16 protein-coding genes are annotated in these 17,847 nt (G+C 61.6%); 7 read left to right on the top strand and 9 right to left on the bottom strand.

Going from position 1 to position 17,847, the window contains the following annotated elements; all coding sequences use genetic code 11:
* The first annotated feature begins 91 nt into the window (after positions 1–91).
* Positions 92–1,219, top strand: a complete 1,128-nt coding sequence (locus tag ISX84_RS17165) for an efflux RND transporter periplasmic adaptor subunit (protein WP_195821620.1) — start codon at positions 92–94, stop codon at positions 1,217–1,219.
* A gap of 1 nt (position 1,220) precedes the next feature.
* Positions 1,221–4,385 (top strand): efflux RND transporter permease subunit, encoded by a 3,165-nt coding sequence (locus ISX84_RS17160; protein ID WP_195821619.1) that lies wholly within the window; start codon positions 1,221–1,223, stop codon positions 4,383–4,385.
* Between the two features lie 2 nt (positions 4,386–4,387).
* Here ISX84_RS17160 and ISX84_RS17155 read toward each other — a convergent pair whose 3' ends face one another.
* The 5 genes from ISX84_RS17155 to def (ISX84_RS17135) all read right to left on the bottom strand — a co-directional run bounded on the left by ISX84_RS17155 (position 4,388) and on the right by def (ISX84_RS17135) (position 7,149).
* Complete coding sequence (locus ISX84_RS17155) at positions 4,388–4,624, bottom strand: hypothetical protein (protein ID WP_195821803.1); 237 nt, start codon at positions 4,622–4,624, stop codon at positions 4,388–4,390.
* Between the two features lie 13 nt (positions 4,625–4,637).
* A complete protein-coding gene (gene fmt / locus ISX84_RS17150) occupies positions 4,638–5,543 on the bottom strand; it encodes a methionyl-tRNA formyltransferase (RefSeq protein WP_195821618.1) in 906 nt (301 codons plus the stop codon).
* A 93-nt stretch (positions 5,544–5,636) separates the two neighbouring features.
* Positions 5,637–6,134, bottom strand: coding sequence for a peptide deformylase (gene def, locus ISX84_RS17145; RefSeq protein ID WP_195821617.1), 498 nt, complete (start codon positions 6,132–6,134; stop codon positions 5,637–5,639).
* Positions 6,131–6,634: a peptide deformylase gene (def, locus tag ISX84_RS17140; RefSeq protein WP_195821616.1), complete on the bottom strand. Its 504-nt coding sequence runs from the start codon at positions 6,632–6,634 to the stop codon at positions 6,131–6,133. Before def (ISX84_RS17140) ends, def (ISX84_RS17145) begins: the two co-directional genes overlap by 4 nt.
* Positions 6,631–7,149, bottom strand: coding sequence for a peptide deformylase (def, locus tag ISX84_RS17135; protein ID WP_195821615.1), 519 nt, complete (start codon positions 7,147–7,149; stop codon positions 6,631–6,633). Before def (ISX84_RS17135) ends, def (ISX84_RS17140) begins: the two co-directional genes overlap by 4 nt.
* A 98-nt stretch (positions 7,150–7,247) precedes the next feature.
* Between def (ISX84_RS17135) and ISX84_RS17130 the strand changes: the two genes are divergently transcribed.
* Entirely contained in the window at positions 7,248–8,441 is a 1,194-nt protein-coding gene (locus ISX84_RS17130) for a MalY/PatB family protein (protein ID WP_195821614.1), read from the top strand.
* A 6-nt stretch (positions 8,442–8,447) separates the two neighbouring features.
* On the opposite strand, the gene ISX84_RS17125 is transcribed toward ISX84_RS17130, so the two are convergent.
* Positions 8,448–8,798 carry a hypothetical protein gene (locus tag ISX84_RS17125; protein ID WP_195821613.1) on the bottom strand — a complete coding sequence of 117 codons (351 nt, stop codon included), beginning with the start codon at positions 8,796–8,798 and terminating at the stop codon, positions 8,448–8,450.
* 181 nt (positions 8,799–8,979) lie between these two features.
* Here ISX84_RS17125 and ISX84_RS17120 point away from each other — a divergent pair, with 181 nt between their 5' ends.
* Positions 8,980–9,954, top strand: a complete 975-nt coding sequence (locus ISX84_RS17120) for a glutathione S-transferase family protein (protein ID WP_195821612.1) — start codon at positions 8,980–8,982, stop codon at positions 9,952–9,954.
* A gap of 32 nt (positions 9,955–9,986) precedes the next feature.
* Here ISX84_RS17120 and ISX84_RS17115 read toward each other — a convergent pair whose 3' ends face one another.
* A complete protein-coding gene (locus tag ISX84_RS17115) occupies positions 9,987–10,367 on the bottom strand; it encodes a response regulator (protein ID WP_195821611.1) in 381 nt (126 codons plus the stop codon).
* Between the two features lie 198 nt (positions 10,368–10,565).
* Between ISX84_RS17115 and ISX84_RS17110 the strand changes: the two genes are divergently transcribed.
* From ISX84_RS17110 to ISX84_RS17100, 3 genes are read left to right on the top strand one after another with little or no spacing between them, the layout of a single operon-like run.
* The gene (locus ISX84_RS17110; protein WP_195821610.1) at positions 10,566–11,519 is read left to right on the top strand and encodes a threonine-phosphate decarboxylase; all 954 of its coding nucleotides are present in this window, start codon (positions 10,566–10,568) and stop codon (positions 11,517–11,519) included.
* Positions 11,516–12,421 carry an adenosylcobinamide-phosphate synthase CbiB gene (gene cbiB / locus ISX84_RS17105; protein WP_195821609.1) on the top strand — a complete coding sequence of 302 codons (906 nt, stop codon included), beginning with the start codon at positions 11,516–11,518 and terminating at the stop codon, positions 12,419–12,421. Before ISX84_RS17110 ends, cbiB begins: the two co-directional genes overlap by 4 nt.
* A gap of 20 nt (positions 12,422–12,441) precedes the next feature.
* Positions 12,442–13,605 (top strand): lytic murein transglycosylase, encoded by a 1,164-nt coding sequence (locus ISX84_RS17100; protein ID WP_195821608.1) that lies wholly within the window; start codon positions 12,442–12,444, stop codon positions 13,603–13,605.
* A 114-nt stretch (positions 13,606–13,719) separates the two neighbouring features.
* Here the strand turns inward: ISX84_RS17100 and ISX84_RS17095 are convergent, their stop codons facing one another.
* On the bottom strand, positions 13,720–14,088 hold the full coding sequence (locus tag ISX84_RS17095; RefSeq protein WP_195821607.1) for a hypothetical protein: 369 nt from the start codon (positions 14,086–14,088) through the stop codon (positions 13,720–13,722).
* Between the two features lie 82 nt (positions 14,089–14,170).
* The gene (gene smc / locus ISX84_RS17090; RefSeq protein ID WP_195821606.1) at positions 14,171–17,626 is read right to left on the bottom strand and encodes a chromosome segregation protein SMC; all 3,456 of its coding nucleotides are present in this window, start codon (positions 17,624–17,626) and stop codon (positions 14,171–14,173) included.
* Positions 17,627–17,847 lie beyond the last annotated feature (221 nt).

Below are 17,847 nucleotides of genomic sequence, written 5' to 3'. Positions count from 1 at the left end.
GTGCGTTTGCGCGCCAAAGTGGTATTTGACTGCTGCAGGACTTACCTAGGTCCCAGCCCTACCGCCTGCGTCAGGCACAGAAAGCATATCCATGAGTATAAATCCGTTTCCGAATCTGCTGCGTTCTTTGCTTGTGACCGGTGTTCTTCTGGCGACGGGCAGCACGGTGGCCGCGCAAGGCGGGCCCGCTGCCGTTGGCGTCGAGACCGTTGAAGTGCAATCCATCGCCGAAACGGTGCCGCTTTTTGCCGAGGTGGTCACGTCGCGCGAGGGCACCGTGGCCAGCCGGATTGCCGGAACCGTCGATAAGGTTCATGTGCTGGAAGGGGTTACAGTGTCCCAGGGCGATATCCTCGCCGAGCTGGATACAGAGTTGCTGGAAATCCTTGCACGCCAGGCGGATGCGGGTCTTTCCGAAGCGCGCGCCGGGATCGCAACCGCAAAATCACGTGTCGACCGCACGACCAAGTCGTTGGCGCGGATCGAAGGGCTGCGCGGCACCACCTCTTTCTCCTCCAGCCGCTTCGACGAAGCCCAGAGCGATTTTTTCGAGGCCCAGGGACAGCTGGCCGAGGCCGAAGCGCGGGTCCAGACAGCCGAAGCCAATGAGGCCGAAGCCCGCTATCAGCTGGACCGCGCCCGGATCACCGCACCGTTTTCCGGGATCGTGCTGGAGGTCAACACCAACCCCGGCGAATTCATCAGTTCCGGCGCGCCGGTCGTGTCGCTGCTGGACACACAATCCTTCGAGATCGAAGCCAGCGTGCCCTCGAAATACATCCGCGTGCTGGAGCCGGGACTTGAGGTCAGCGGCATCACGGAAGCAGGTGAGGAGCTCGCCCTGACGGTACGGGTGCTGCTGCCGGTCGAGGACACGGCAACCCGGACACGGCCGGTACGCTTTTCCTCACCGCTTCTGATCGACATGAAAACCGTCGCGATCGGGCAATCGATCACCGTGTCCATCCCGATCAGTGAACCGCGCGAGGTCTTGTCCGTGCCCAAGGATGCGCTTGTCCAGGCGCGCGGTGGCTGGACCGTTTTCGTCGCTGCGGACGGACAAGCGCAACCGCGCACGGTGGAAATCGGCGTCGCACTCGGGGACCGGTTCGAAGTTCTGGGCGGCCTGCAGGAGGGCGAGGTTGTCGTCACTCGCGGCAATGAACGTCTGCGCCCCGGGCAAGCCATCGCGCCCATGGGCGCCAGTAACGGAGGCTGATATGGATTTCATCCGGTTCGCCATCGATCGCCCCGTCGCCGTCATGGCCGCGGTCGTGATGGCCGTCCTGTTCGGTGTCATCGCGGTCACCCGTATTCCGATCCAGTTGGCGCCTGACGTCCGCAAACCCATCGTCGTGATCAGCACGAACTGGCCCGGCGCCGCCCCCTCAGAGATCGAACGGGAAATCATCAACCGGCAGGAAGAGGCCTTGCGCGGGTTGGAGGGGCTCGACGTCATGACCTCGCGCGCGCAAACCGGCGAGGCATCGGTGACGCTGGAATTCGGCATTGGCACGGATATGAGCCAATCGCTTCTGCTTGTCTCGAACCGTCTGGATCGGGTGGGGGATTATCCCGATGAGGCCGGCGAGCCGTCGCTGGACACCTCTGGATCAGATGACAGCCCGATTGCCTGGGTCCTGCTGACCGCGCAGGAGGGCAACACCCAATCCATGCCGACCTATGGCGATTTTGTCGAAGACATCATCAAGGACCGGGTCGAGCGGATCGAAGGTGTTTCTGCGGTGAATGTCTTCGGCGGGGTGACCCGCGAATTGCAGGTCGTGGTTGATCCGAGGCAGTTGGCCCGGTTTGATCTGACGGTGCCGGACGTGGTGAACATCCTGCGCAACGAAAACATTTCCCTCTCCGCCGGGGATGTGGAAGAGGGCAAACGCCGCTATGTGGTGCGCGCCGAGGGCAACCTCAACACGGTTGCCGCCATCGAAGAAGTCGTGCTGCGCTCCGAGCTTGGCAATGGCGGGTCGGGTCGCGTGCGGGTCGGGGATGTGGCAGAGGTCGGTTTTGCCTATCAGGAACCCGGGGCCCGGTTGCGTTTCCGCGGGGAGCCCGGACTGGCCTTCAACATTGTGCGCGAACCCGGCGCCAATGTCATCGAGACCATGGAATCCGTGCGCGCGGTGCTGACCGAACTGGACGAAGGCCCCGTCTCCGATGCCGGGCTACAGATGCGTCAGGTCTATGATGAAACCATCTACATCAACGGGGCCATCGATCTGGTGACACAGAACATCTGGATCGGCGGCGCGCTGGCCGCTGCGGTCCTGCTCGCCTTTCTGCGCAGCCCGCGCGCCACGCTTGTGGTGTCGCTGGCCATTCCGGTCAGTATCGTGGCAACCTTTGTCGCCATGGCCGCCACCGGGCGCACGCTGAACGTGATCTCGCTGGCCGGAATTGCCTTTGCCGTGGGCATGATCGTCGATGCGGCCATCGTTGTGTTGGAAAACATCTACCGCTTGCGTGAACAGGGGCTGACCCGGCGCGAGGCGGCTTACAAGGGCGCCAAACAGGTCTGGGGCGCGATCCTCGTCTCCGCCCTGACCACCGTGCTGGTCTTCATCCCGATCCTGATTATGCAACTCGAAGCCGGTCAGCTCTTTCGCGATATCGCCGTTGCGATTTCGGTCTCCGTGCTCCTGTCGCTCGTCGTTGCGGTCACGGTCATTCCCGCCCTCGCCAGCCGCCTGTTGAAACAGGGCGAACAGGTCACCATGAGAATCTGGGGGCTCGATCATCTGGCCCATGGGTTCCACGGGCTGGTGATGCGTTACGTGCGCATGACGGTGCGGTTCCGGGCCATTGGTCTGATGATGGTGGCCGCCATCGCGGGCGGTGCGGCTATCGCCAGCGTCATCTTTTTGCCGCGCCTGGAATACCTGCCGGAAGGCAATCGAAATCTGGTGTTCGGCCTGATCATTCCGCCGCCCGGGTATAACCTCGACACGACACAGACAATCGCGCAGCGGATCGAAGGCGTGGCCCGCCCGCTCTGGGAAGCCGCCCCCGCGCCCCAGATGGAAGACGGTACGCCGACGATCGAGAACTTCTTCTTCGTGGCCACCCCCGGCAACAGCTTTGTGGGGGCCGCCGCCGTTGACGGAACCCGCGCAGGCGAGCTTATCCCCGTCCTGTCGACGCCGATATTCGCGGAGCCCGGCACTTTCGGGTTCATGACACAACCCTCGCTTTTTGGGCGCGGTGTTGGCGGGGGGCGCACCATCGAACTCAACATCTCAGGGCAGGATCTGGATGAAATTCTGGCCGTCGCCGGTCAGGCGGCAGGCACAATCGCAGGCCTGCTGCCCCGCTCCGAAGGCCATCAGTTCCGTCCGATCCCGGGGTTGGAGCTTGGCGCCCCCGAGGTTCGGCTGGTGCCTAACCGGCTGCGGCTGGCCGATGCAGGGCTCAGCGCGTCTGATCTGGCGCTGACGGTTGATGCCTTCAACGACGGGCTGCGCGTGGCCGAGATCACGGTCGGGGCAGAGCGGTTGAACCTGATGCTGAAAGGCGATCCGGGTCTGCAGGTCGCCCAGCGAACGCAGGACATCGGCAACTACCCGGTGGTGACGCCCTCGGGGCAGATCGTGCCCGTGACCGCACTGGCCGATGTTGTCGTCACTGCAGGTCCGACCGAGATCAGGCACCGCGACCGGTTGCGCACCGTGACGCTGGAAGTGCGCCCCTCGGACGCCCTGCCACTGGAGGCGGCGGTGGAACTGCTGGAAACCGAGGTTGTCTCGGTTCTGGAAGAGCAGGGGTTGCCCAACGGCATCCGCGTCAGCGTGTCCGGCACCGCCGATCAACTCAGCCAGACCTGGGATGCCATCCAGATCAACCTCGCCGTGGCGCTGATCATCGTCTTTCTGGTCATGGCGATCCTCTTTGAGAGTTTCGTTCTGCCGCTGGTGATCCTGATCTCCGTGCCGGTCGCTGCAGCCGGCGGCGTTGGCGGGCTCGCCCTGCTGAACACCTTTCAGAACCAGCCTCTGGATATGCTGACCCTGCTGGGCTTTATTATTCTGGTCGGGATCGTGGTGAATAACGCGATCCTGATCGTGCACCAGACGCTCTACCACCTGCGCGATGAAGGCATGGCCCCCATTGCCGCCATCGAAGAGGCGACCAGCAACCGTATCCGGCCGATCTTCATGTCGACGCTGACCTCGGTCTTCGGGATGCTGCCGCTGGTGCTGATCCCGGGCGAAGGGTCAGAGCTCTACCGTGGCCTTGGTGCCGTGGTTGTCGGGGGACTGTCGATGTCCGCCTTCCTGACACTGCTCACGGTGCCGCCGCTCCTGCGTCTTTGCGTGCGGGCACCGCGCCCGGATGAAGAGGCTGCTCTGACCGGTCGGCCCGCCGAATAGTGCTATTTTCGCCAGTGAAAAGGCACGATGATCAAGGCGCCGATGGAAGAGGCAATTGCGTTTAGACCGGGACTGGAAAAGCCGAAGCCGAACATCAGTCGGATGAAGTAGAACAGAAACGCACCGCCCACGCAGATGATGATGCTCTGCAGATAGCCGTTGTGGGTAAACCCGGTTTTTTCACAGAGATAGCCGACAATTCCGGCAATCACGACGGTGCCGATCAGCGTTGGAAACATCGCGCCTTCTCCCTCAAAGCTGCTTTCCCGCAGCCATTGGCCAACCATGCAGGAAGTCCTGCGCATCCTGCACAGCTTTGCCCGCGCGCTGCAAGCGGGTGAGTTCGACGGCCCCGTCCTGACAGACAACCCGCAATGGATCCAACAGAACGGTACCGGGCGCGCCCTGCCCTTCCGCAAGACGCGCGCCGAGCAGTTTTATGCGCGTATCGCCATCCATGATCCAGGCACCCGGAAACGGGGACAACCCCCGGATCAGGCGGTCCACATGCTCTGCGGGCTGGTGCCAGTCCACGCGGGCTTCTGATTTGTCGATCTTGTCGGCATAGGTCACTCCGGTTTCGGTTTGAGGCTGCGGGACCAACTGGCCGATCTGCGCCAACGCGTCCACAACCAGCGCAGCCCCCATCGCACTGAGCCGGTCGTGCAGCGTGGCCGTGGTCTCCTCCTCACCGATTTTTGTGGCGTCCCGCAACAGCACCGGCCCCGTGTCCAATCCGGCTTCCATCTGCATGATACAAACACCTGTCTCCGCGTCGCCGGACATAATCGCACGGTGGATCGGCGCAGCACCGCGCCATCTTGGCAGAAGACTGGCGTGAATGTTTAGGCACCCCAGTTTCGGCATATCGAGAATAGCCTGTGGCAAGATCAATCCATAGGCGACGACAACCGCCACATCCGCATGGAATGCCCGAAATACGTCCTGCGCGTCTTCATCTTTCAGAGAGACCGGCGTCAACACGGGCAATCCCAACTCCAGCGCACGTTTGTGGACAGGGCCGGGTCGCTCTTTCTTGCCCCGTCCGGAGGGCCGAGGCGGCTGCGCGTAAACGCAGGCAATCTCGTGTCCCGCCGCCACCAGGGCATCAAGGACGGGCACCGAAAATTCAGGTGTCCCCATAAAGATCACGCGCATTTTCCATCTCCTGCAAAAGGTGGCCTGAAAGCCCACCCTACCTGCCACCACATGCCTTTGCTCCCAACAGGTAAGGTGGGCTTTCAGGCCACCTTAGTTCCTTAGCTTGCGGGCTTTGCGCAGCAGCATGTCACGTTTGACCTTGCTCAGATGGTCAAAGTACATGCGTCCCTGCAAATGATCGATCTGGTGCTGCACGCTTGTCGCTTCCAATCCAACGAAATCACGCCGGACGTAAAGCCCGGTCTCATCCATAAACCGCACCGCAACCCCTCTGGGCCGCGAGATCGTGGCAGAGACCCCCGGCAGATTTGGGCTGGCTTCCTCATGCAGGTTCATGATGGCCGAGGCGTCCAGTATTTCCGGGTTGGCCATCCGAATGCGCCGATCTCTGGCATCCGAGGCATCCACCACGGCGACCTGAAACATGACCCCAATCTGCGGTGCCGCAAGCCCGACCCCTGGCATGGCATCCATCGTCTCGATCATGTCATCCCACAGGGTCCGAATGTCGTCTGTAATTTCGTCAATAGCGGCGGCCTTGGTCCGCAATCGGGCATCGGGCCATTTCACGAACGCCCGCAGGGTCATGACAGAGCCTCCGCATAATCGGCTTCTGCGGACGCGCGCGCCACCTCCGTCAAATGGTCCAACGTCACGATGCCATTCAGATGATCCAGTTCGTGCTGCACGCAGGCGGCCGCAAACCCGTAAAACACACCCCGCGTCTCTTGCCCCGCCAAATCCGTCCAGCGCAGCGTGACCTCCTTGGGGCGAGACACCTCCACCGTGATGCTGGGGATGGAAAGACACCCTTCGCTTTGAACCGATTGTGCCGCGCTGCGGGCCTCGATCTCTGGGTTGATGAAGACCATCGGCGCAGGTGAGCCTTCCTTCCATTCCGTATCCATGACGAATATTCTGTGCATGGCGCCAACCTGCGGGCCTGCCAACCCGCGCCCCGGCGCGTCATACATCGTCTCCAGCATATCGGTGGCCAAGGTTTCAATTTCCGGTGTGATTGCCGCAATCCGGGCGCAGACATCAGTCAAACGAGGGTCCGGCCATAACACAATGTCGCGCACCGTCATGCGCGGGCCAGTTCCCGCTTCATCTTCACCATTTTGCGGGTGATCATCTGACGCTTCAGCGGCTTGAGATAATCGATGAAAAGCTTGCCATCCAAGTGATCAATCTCGTGCTGCGCGCAGGTGGCCCAAAGGCCATCAAACGTCTCTTGCATCTCTTTGCCGTTCTGGTCGATCCAGCGTACCTCGACCTCCGCCGGGCGCGTGACATCAGCAAACTGTTCCGGGATTGACAGGCAGCCCTCTTCGTAGACGTTCATCTCGTCCGAGGAGGAAACGATTTCCGGGTTGAACATGATCAGCGGGCGCGGGCGCTCATTCTCGCCTTTTACGCAATCCAGCACCACAAGCCGCTGCAGAATACCCACCTGCGGCGCCGCGAGCCCGACACCCGGCGCATCATACATCGTTTCCAGCATGTCATCGGCCAATGCACGCAACTCATCGCTCAGATCAGCGACAGGAGCTGCCTGTTTTTTCAGCCGTGGGTCAGGATGTAACAGAATATTTCTCTTCATGGGTTTCATGTAAGCCAGCATCACAGCGGCTGCAACACACGCGGGCTTGCGGCGCGCGAAATTCCCGCTAGCTTGCGGCAGGTAAAAAGGAGATCCTGATGAGCCTCGACACCCCCCATGACGCCCGGTTCGATACCCTGATTGATCGGCGCGGCACCGATTGCTGCAAGTGGGACAGCATGCAGCAAACATACGGGGTTTCGGCCGATCAGGGTCTTGCCATGTGGGTCGCCGATATGGACTTCCGGCCCCCGGACTGCGTCCAGCACGCACTGCAGGGCATGATTGATCACGGCGTGTACGGATATTACGGCAGCGAAGACAGCTATCGCGAAACCATCCAGTGGTGGATGCAGGAACGCCATGGGTGGCAGATCGAGAAGAACTGGATTTTCAACACCCACGGGCTGGTGAATGGCACGGGTCTGTGCATTGACGCCTTTACCGAACCGGGTGATGGCGTGATCCTTTTCACCCCCGTCTACCACGCCTTTGCCCGCGTCATCGACGCCGCTGAACGCAAGATCGTGGAATGCCCCCTGGTTCAAGTGGATGGCCAGTACCAGATGGATTTTGACGCCTATGACGCCCAGATGACTGGCGCAGAGAAGATGATCATCCTGTGTTCTCCGCACAATCCGGGCGGACGGGTCTGGACGCGGGAAGAGCTGCAACAGCTGGCGGATTTCGCCCGTCGCCACGACCTGATCCTTGTCTCCGACGAAATCCACCATGATCTGGTGATGCCCGGCCATTCCCACATACCTGCAGCCCTTATCGACGGGATCACCGACCGTCTGATCATGATGACGGCGACGAGCAAGACCTTTAACCTCGCAGGGCACCACACGGGCAATGTGATCATCGAAGACCCGGACCTGCGTGCGATCTTCTCCCGCCGGATGTCCGCTCTCGGTCTTTCGGCAAACTCATTCGGGCTGGTGATGGCCAAAGCAGCCTATTCTCCGGAAGGTGCGGCCTGGGTAGATGATTTGACCGAATATCTCGACGGCAATCGCCGGCTTTTCGACACAGCGGTTAATGCGATCCCCGGCCTATCCTCAATGAACCTTGAAAGCACCTATCTCGCGTGGGTGGATTTCAAAGATACCGGGATGGAAACGACTAAGATCATTCGGCGTGTGCAGGAAGATGCGCAGATCGCGGCCAACCACGGGTCCAGCTTTGGCACAGGCGGCGAAAGCTTCATGCGCTTCAATCTCGGCACACCCCGGTCGCGCGTCAAAGAAGCCTGCGAACGCCTCGCAACCGCCTTCGGCGACCTTCAATAGGCAGGTTCAGCGGGCGTCTTCGATCAGACCGACGGGGGTGTCTTCACCAATCTCGAAATCCACAGCGGGTTTTTCCGACACGGCCGTGGCGCGTTTGAACTCGTAGCGCCGCTCACCCTCTTCGTCGTAGCTGGTGACAATCAGGCACTGGAAAAGATGCAGGCTGCCATCGTAGAGATCCACAAATCCGCGCAGGCTCGGCGTGTCCGCCTCCAGCGCGAAACCGGTCTTCCACATGCGCAGAACCGGCAGAATATCACCGTCCACGTTCACCCGCAGCCGCGACGACCGCTTTAGTGCCTCCACCCGCGCCTGATCCAGACCCGCTTGAATTTCCTTGGAAAAAATCGCTTCCATCTCGTTACATCCTACATCGTTCTCACCGTAACATGATGGACTCATCGACTAAAAATCAAGTTAAGTTTTTATGTCAGCCGTGCTGCCCTGTGCGCAGATGCAGAGGGGCTGCGCGCGGTTTCCACTGTGACGTTTAGGTGGTGTGTCTTAGGGTCGACCCTGGAATTGAAGGAGTTTGAGCATGGGGCTTTTGGTCGACGGGGTGTGGCACGATCGCTGGTACGATACGAAGTCCACAGGCGGCAGCTTCAAACGGGCTGATGCGCAGTTTCGCAACTGGATTACGGCAGACGGCGTCCCGGGGCCTAGCGGCACGGGAGGGTTCACACCCGATTCGGGCCGCTATCACCTCTATGTCAGCTACGCGTGCCCTTGGGCGCATCGGACTTTGGTTTTCCGCAAACTGAAGGCGTTGGAACCGCATATCTCCGTCTCAGCGGTGCATCCTGACATGCTGACTGACGGCTGGACTTTTGAGCAGGACGATGCGGGCGCGACGGGTGACACGCTCTACGACCTGCCCTTTGCCCGTGATCTCTACACCAAGGCCGATCCCTGCTTTTCCGGTCGGGTCACGGTGCCGATCCTCTGGGACACGTCACGCGAAACCATCGTGTCCAATGAGAGCTCTGAGATCATCCGCATGTTCAACGGGGCGTTCAACGGCCTGACGGGCAACACCGATGACTTCTGGCCAGAAGCGCTGCGCGATGCCCTCGCTCCGGTCAACGACCGTATCTACGGCACGGTCAACAACGGCGTCTACAAAGCCGGATTTGCTACAACTCAAGCGGCCTATGACGCAGCGGTGACGCCGCTTTTCGACACGCTGGAGTGGCTGGAAATCCGCCTGTCGGACACGCGTTACCTGATGGGAGACCGGCAGACGGAGGCCGACTGGCGGCTCTTCACCACACTGGTGCGCTTTGACCCGGTGTACCACCTGCATTTCAAGTGCAATCGAAAACGGCTGATCGACTACCCAAACCTCTGGGCCTACACCCGTGATCTCTATCAGACACCCGGCGTGTCAGAGACCGTGAATTTCCAGCATATCATCCGGCACTACCACTACAGCCATGAAAGCATCAATCCGCACCGGATCGTGCCCATCGGACCCGATCTGGATTTCATGGCACCGCACGGCCGCGGTTAGCCCTTTGTGATTTTGGCATCCTCTCCGTGCGGTCAGGCCGCGCCGGAATGCTGGGTTGGCGCACCATAGTGTTCGACCATCGCCGCAAGGTCTTCGGGAGGTGTCGCGCTTTGCACGAAAGCGCAGGCATTTGTCGCATGCGAGAAGATCGAGCCGTCCGAGAAGAACGAGGTGTTGGTGACAAAGATCACCTTGGCCTCGGGCAGCCGGTAGCTCGCATAATCCGCAACCGCCAGGGCGGATCCCTCATTCAGGACAAGGTCCATGATGATGATATTCGTTTCGTGTGTGCTCAGGTGGCCAATCGCCTCCGATTGCCCGGATGCGCTCGCAACGCTCATACCCATGCGCTCGAGATGCCTTTGCCAAATTTTAGCCAGATCGTTTTGGCTCTCAACAATCAGAACCTTCATCTGTCCTCCATTCCGGTAAGCTCCGGAATTGTTTCACACCGTAACATCTGTCGTCTGCCTCAAAGGTTAACAAACCATTAAGCAATCCACGACATCTTTATCAATTCTGATCACACTTGAATAACCGGCCAGTTTCCGCTTTTAGCAACGGGCAAAGCTGCGGTTTTGCGCCACGTTTCTCGGTTTTGGAGCATATTGTTGACGAAACGCGAACGCGATCATGGGGGCGGGCTGGATGCTGCAATTGCACGGTTTGGGGGCGAACGAATCGGCTGGATCGACCTGTCGACGGGGATCAATCCGCATCCCTACCCGCTCAAGACACTGCCTGCAGACTGTTGGACCGCCCTGCCGGACAAGAACGCCCTTGCCGATCTGATTGCCGCCGCCCGCGCCTTTTGGCAGGTACCGGAAGGCGTCGGGCTGATGGCGGCCTCCGGGGCATCCGCGCTTATCGCGCAGATCCCACGACTTGCAGCAAGGGGTACGGTCTACATCCCCGGGCCGACGTATAACGAACATGCGGCAGCCTTTCGCGCCGCGGACTGGCGCCTCACGGATGCGGCACCGGCAGAGGCGCAGGTCGTCGTGCACCCCAACAACCCCGATGGCAAGACATGGACGGCGGAGACATTGCCCTGCCCTGACGCTGCGCTTACCATCATCGATGAAAGCTTTTGCGACGTGGCACCGATGCAATCGCTGATCTCTCTCTCCGCGCGGCCCGGTACGCTGGTCCTCAAGAGCTTTGGCAAATTCTGGGGGCTGGCCGGGCTGCGCCTCGGCTTCATCGCAGGTGATCCTGCCCTCATTGCACGTCTGAAGGATGCCGTGGGACCTTGGGCCGTGTCAGGACCCGCCCTGCATGTGGGCGCGGCTGCGCTGGCCGATGTGGAGTGGGCGCGCGACACCAGGGCGCGTCTGGCCGAAGACGCCGCACGACTGGACGCACAGATGCAGATTGCAGGGGCGCGGATGCTGGGTGGCACCACCCTCTTCCGGCTCTACGAGGTGGACGACGCCGCAGCATGGCAAACCCGGCTTGCCCGCCACAGGATCTGGAGCCGCGTCTTTCCCTATAATCCGCGTTGGCTGCGCCTCGGTCTGCCACATGCGCTGCACTGGCCGCGGGTTGCGGTCGCGCTTGCATGAGCACTGCAGCCGTCCTGATCTGTGCGCTGTGCCTCGACGCCCTTCTGGGGGAGCCCCGCTGGCTCTGGGACCGCGTCCCGCATCCGGCTGTTCTGATGGGGCGGTTCGTTGGCTTTCTGGACCAACGATTTAACACCGGGCGCAACAAACGCCGCAACGGCATCCTGTGCACGATAGCCCTCGTGATTATTGGCGGCGCGCTGGGGTACCTGCTCAGCACGGCGGGTCCGCTGGTCGAGATCATCGTTGCCGCCATGCTCCTTGCGCAAAAATCCCTCGTGCAACATGTGGCCGCTGTCGCGGACGGGTTACGGATGTCGCTCCGTGAGGGGCAACGCATGGTCGCCCGCATCGTCAGCCGCGATACCAGCGTAATGGACGAAACCCTGGTGGCCCGCGCGGCGCTCGAAAGTGCGGCGGAAAACCTCTCTGACGGGGTCATCGCGCCCGCCTTTTGGTTCCTGATCGCAGGGCTGCCCGGATTGGTGGTCTATAAACTGATCAACACCGCAGACAGCATGATCGGCTACCGGACCCCGCGCCACGAAGCATTCGGCTGGGCCGCGGCGCGGCTTGACGATGTGCTGAACCTGATCCCTGCCCGGCTTACCGCAGCGCTGCTGGCCCTGCCCGCCCGCTGCTTTGACTTCGCAGGCATCCGCGCAGACGCGGGTCGCCACCGCTCTCCCAATGCCGGCTGGCCAGAAGCGGCGCTTTCCCGCGCGCTTGGCGTCGCGCTGGCCGGACCTCGCGCCTATGACGGCCAGATGCAGGATTTTCCTTATGTTAACCCTGACGGTCGCAGTATCCTCACACCGGTAGACATAGACGCCGGTATCGCAATGCTGTGGAAAGCATGGGCCGGGTTCCTCGCGCTCTGTGTTCTGCTTGTTTTGATGTGACCTGATCGCGGAGATTTATGATGCGCCTTCCCCTTCTTGCCCTTTGTCTGTCTGCCCTGCCCTTTGCCGCTCAGGCCTGTGGCGGATCGTTTGGCGCTTTTGTGAACGACCTCAAGGCCGAGGCGCTTGCGAAGGGACACGGTAACTCCGCCGTTGAGCAGTTCTTTTCGGGTGTGCGGCAGGATTCGAGGGTCATCAAGGCAGACCGCGCCCAAGGTGTTTTCCAGCGCCCGTTCCTCGATTTCTCCAAGCGCCTGATTTCCGCAGATCGCCTGAAACGCGGGCAAAGCAATGCCCGGAAGTATGATGCGATCTTTGATCAGGTCGAACGAAGATATGGCGTGGACCGTGGTGTTTTGCTGGCTTTCTGGGCGTTTGAGACGGATTACGGCGGCTTTCAGGGGGATTTCAACACGGCAAACGCCCTGGTCACCCTTTCGCACGACTGTCGCAGGCCAGAACTCTTTCGGCCACAGATCTTTGCCGCGCTGGAGCTTTTTGAACAGGGCGCCTTCGATCCCCGTACCACCACAGGGGCCTGGGCAGGGGAAATCGGTATGGTGCAGATGCTGCCACAGGATATCCTGGAAAATGGCGTCGATGGCGACGGCGACGGTAAGGTTTCATTAAAAACCTCGCCCGCCGACGCCCTTATGTCTGGTGGCAAGATGCTGCAAAGTCTTGGCTGGCGTGCGGGTGAGCCGTGGCTGCAGGAAGTGCAGGTCCCGACCCAGTTCGACTGGTCCCAAAGCGGTCTGAATGTTGTCAAATCCACCTCACAATGGGAAGCCATGGGCGTCCGCGCCCGGCAAGGCGGCTTGCAACGGGGGCTCAAGGCGTCTTTGATCCTGCCGCAGGGCCATAAGGGCCCTGCCTTTATCGCATACCCCAATTTCCGCGTTTATTTCGAATGGAATCAAAGCTTTACCTATGTTCTGACAGCGGCTTACTTTGGTACGCGGTTGCAGGGGGCGCCGGTCTATGATGCCGGATCGCCAGAACAAGGACTGAACGGCGCGCAAACCAAGGAGCTGCAACGCAAGCTGCAGGCGCGCGGACACAATGTCGGAAAGGTCGACGGCATTCTGGGCGCGCGCACCCGCGCAGCCGTTCAAGCAGAGCAGAAAAGGCTGGGCCTGCCGGCTGATGCCTGGCCCACGCCGACCCTGCTTGCGCGGCTTTGACGTGCTCGCCGTTTACCTCTTTTTAGCGGCAAATCCCTAATTTCTCAGGCGAAACATACATTCAGGTTTGTTTTTACCTTTGACCCTGCGTGCCCCTGTGCCGCAGGGTCTTCTCTATTCCGCGGCGCGCGGTCGCAGCGGAAAACGCTCGCCCTTCTCGGTCAGCATCACGATACGGGTGCCGCTCTCCACATAGCGGTCACACCGCGCGAAACCATTGCGATAGTCGATACACACCGTGCCATCAGGTTCCACGCGGTACCGGCCAAAGGCGGATTCGCCACTGGCGTAAGTATAGGAATAGGCGCCGCCGGATGAAAATTTCGATTGGCCTTCATCGAAGAACACAAGCGTCTGCCCTTCGGTCAGCGCCATAACCTCTGCATGATCGAGCGCCCGGTCGCCATCGCGAAACGGCCAATCCTGTGCAAGGACGGCCATGGGAGAGATGAGCAATACGGTTAAAAAGAGACATCTTTTCATCCTGTCACTCTATCTCTGAATGCAAAAGACCCAAGACACGATCAGGTGATCCTCGCGCCTGCGCCACCCACCGAGGAAAATGCTAGGCGACCAGCGTTTCCGCCTTCTTGAGGTCAACGGACACCAGTTGGCTCACCCCCTGCTCAGCCATGGTCACCCCGAACAGCCGATCCATGCGCGCCATCGTCACCGCATGGTGCGTGATGATCAGGAACCGCGTTTCGGTCTGGCGGCACATCTCGTCCAGCAGGTCGCAGAAACGGGTCACATTCGCATCATCGAGCGGCGCATCCACCTCATCCAGAACACAGATCGGTGCCGGATTCGCAAGGAACACGGCAAAGATCAGCGCCATGGCCGTCAGCGTCTGTTCGCCCCCGCTGAGCAGACTCAGAGTGCTGAGTTTCTTGCCGGGCGGCTGGCACATGATCTCCAAACCCGCCTCCAGCGGGTCGTCGCTTTCCACCATCACCAGATTGGCTTCGCCGCCGCCAAAGAGATGGGTGAAGAGCATCGAGAAATTCGAATTCACCTGCTCAAACGCGGTCAGCAGCCGCTCGCGCCCTTCCCGGTTCAGGCTCGCAATCCCGCCCCGCAACGTCTTGATCGCCTCTTCCAGATCGGCCTTTTCGCCCGTCAGCGTGTCGTACTCTGTTTGCACTTCTGAGGCGTCTTCCTCGGCGCGCAGGTTCACCGCACCCAAGGCGTCGCGCTGCCGTTTCAACCGGTTGACGTCCGCTTCAAGCGTATCCGCGCCGGGCATCGCATCCGGTGTGACTTCCAATTGGCCCAAAAGCTGGTTGGGCGTGACCTGCGCCTCATCCGCGATACGTTCCGCCGCCAGCGCCACGGTCTCGCGTGCTGCATCGCTGCGTGCCTCTGCGCGGGCCCGGGCCTCGCGTGCTTCTGACGCCACCCGTTCCGTGTCGCGCTCGGACTGGGTGGCCGTGCGCAAAGCGCCCTCTGCGACCGAGAGCGCGTCCGAGCTTTGCGCCTTGCGCGCCTCGGCAATGGTGATCGACGTGCTCATTTCGGCACGTTTCTCGGCAATCTCTTCGGGCGCCGCGCTGGCAAGCGCCAGTTCCTCTTCGGTGGCGGTCTTGCGCGCCACCAACTCGGCACTGCGCTTCTCCGCCGTCTCCAGACGGTGCCGCCAGCCACTGATCTCCTTGGTTACTTCCTGCGCGCGTTTGGTGCGCGCCTCCCCCTCGCGGCGCAGCTCGTCATGGGCAGACCGGCGCGACATCATGGTGATCCGCGCCGCTTCCACCGCCATGCGCACGGTCTCGACCAACGCACGGGCTTCATCGAGATCACCCAGTTCCTCCAGCGCCCGCTCCGCTTCCTTGAAACGGGTGCGCGCCGCCATCGCTTCTTCCTCGTGGCGCGCCACCGCCAGCCCAAGCGATTCAAGCTTGCCCTCTGCCAGATTGCGGTCCGCTTCCGCCCGGCTGAGACGGCGCCCGGCATCGGCCATCAGCTTGTCTGCCGCCCGCCGAGCCTCGCGCGCCAAGGCATCCGCCTTGGTCAGCTCCGCCAATCGCGCGCCCAGCATTTCATGCGCCGCCTGCGCCCCCTCGGCGCGCTGCGTGGCCACTTCCAGATTTTGCTTGAGCTCTTCCAGCCGGTTGAGCTGCTGTAAGCGCAACGCCGCAGCAGAGGGCGCGTCTTCGGCCCAGGCGCGGAACCCATCCCACCGCCACAAGTCTCCCTCGGATGACACAAGTCGCTGACCCGGGCTTAAGGCGGCCTGCAAACGCGGCCCTTCGTCGGCCTCAACCAACCCGATCTGGCTGATCCGCCGCGAAAGAACCTCCGGGACGTCAACGAATAGCGACAGGGGCTTTACCCCCTCAGGCAAGGCCTGATGGCGATCATAAGCGGGCAGAGCCGCCCATCCGGACGGGCCATCCGCTGCCACTTCCGGCGCGCGCAAATCATCGGCCAGCGCGGCCCCCAGCGCCTTTTCGTAGCCTGATTTCACATGCAGTTGGTCAAGCACCTGTCCGCCCTCGGCGGTATCCCTATCCACCAGCTTGGCCAGCGCGCCGGCCTCCGCGCGCAGCGCATTCATCTCGCCTTCGGCCTCGGAGCGTTGTGCGCGGGCATCGGCTTCGCGGGCTTGGGTTTCCGCCCGCGCCTCTTCGGCCTCGATCAGCGCCGCATCCGCCTTTTCCGCCGTTGCAACCGCCTCTTTTTCGGCCACTTCAGCAGCGGAAAAGTCCACACCAGCCTGTGCCAGCGCCGCCTGGCTCGCCGCGACGGCTTCACGCGCCTTGACGGCTTCCGCTTCGGATTTGTCCTGCGTCTTCCGACTGTCTTCCAGCAAGCGCTGCGCAGAGCTGTGCCGGGCGGACAAACGTGCCATGTCTTCGGTCTGCTGAGACATATCGTCTTCGCGGGTCTGCAACACCGCCGCCGCCTCGCGTGCCGCCTCCGCGGCTTCGACCAGCTTTTCCTCATGTCCTTCGGCGGCCTTGGCCAACTCGCCCGCTTCCCACTCCAGCCGTTCGATGGTCTCGCCCGCGTCCCGGTTCAACCCGCCTTCGCGTTCGATGTCATGGCCCAGCTGTGCAATCCGACCGGTGAGCGTTTCGATCAACGCCAGAGCCCGCGATTCCTGATCGTTCAGCGTGTCACGTTCCACCGTCAGGCGTTGCAGGACGGCAGCCGCAATCGCCTCCTCCTCGCGCAGTGAAGGCAGGGCGTTTTCAGCTTCTTCCCGCACCTTGGCCGCCTGCCGCACAGCGGCCTCGGCCTGCGCCGCCTCGGTGACGCGCCCGCGCAGGCTCTCTTCGGCCACGGCCCGCGCCTCATCCGCCTCGCGCCAGCGACGGTAGAGCAACATGCCTTCCGCCCGGCGCAGCTCATTGCCGATCTCGCGATAGCGCGCTGCTTGGCGCGCCTGGCGTGCCAACTGGCTGAGCTGATTGGCCAATTGCTCGATCACATCATCGACCCGCGCCAGGTTCGTCTCTGCCCCCTTGAGCTTCAGTTCCGCTTCGTGCCGCCGCTGGTAGAGCCCGCTGATCCCGGCAGCTTCCTCCAGAATACGGCGCCGGTTCTTCGGCTTGGCGTTGATCAGCTCCGCAATCTGCCCCTGCCGCACCAGCGCGGGGCTGTGCGCACCGGTGGAAGCGTCGGCAAAAAGCATCTGCACGTCGCGGGCGCGTACATCCTTGGCCCCAACCTTGTAGGCGCTGCCGACATCGCGGGTGATCCGGCGCACGATCTCAAGCTGATCCGCGTCGTTGAAACCGGCAGGTGCCAGACGATCCGAATTATCAATGTGCAGGGCAACTTCGGCAAAGTTGCGCGCGGGCCGCGTGGCGGCACCGGCAAAAATCACGTCCTCCATGCCACCGCCACGCATGGCCGTCGGGCGATTTTCCCCCATGACCCAACGCAGCGCCTCCAACAGATTGGACTTGCCACAGCCGTTCGGGCCTACCACGCCGGTCAGACCATCCGCGATGATCAGGTCGGTGGGATCCACGAAGCTTTTGAAGCCCGTCAGTCTGAGTTTGGAAAAGCGCAAAACGTGCCTGACATTGATTCCTATGGTCCGCTAGACTGTGGGTGACAGCAGGGCCTGTCAACCAAAACACCCCACAAGATGGGTAGTAAGCGGAGTTATCCACAAGATATTGTTGCACTGCCGGGTCGAAAGTCCGGCTTTGCCCCAAATACGGCGGATGGCGCATGCATCACGGAATTCTCCGACAAAACTGAGCCGACCATGGCTTAAAGACGCTGCGG

It is taken from the genome of Roseobacter sp. MH60115 (genome assembly GCF_015644665.1).
Classification (GTDB): domain Bacteria; phylum Pseudomonadota; class Alphaproteobacteria; order Rhodobacterales; family Rhodobacteraceae; genus Roseobacter.
The sequence above is the reverse complement of the archived record's forward strand: the minus strand, read 5'-3'. Positions and strand labels throughout refer to the sequence as shown.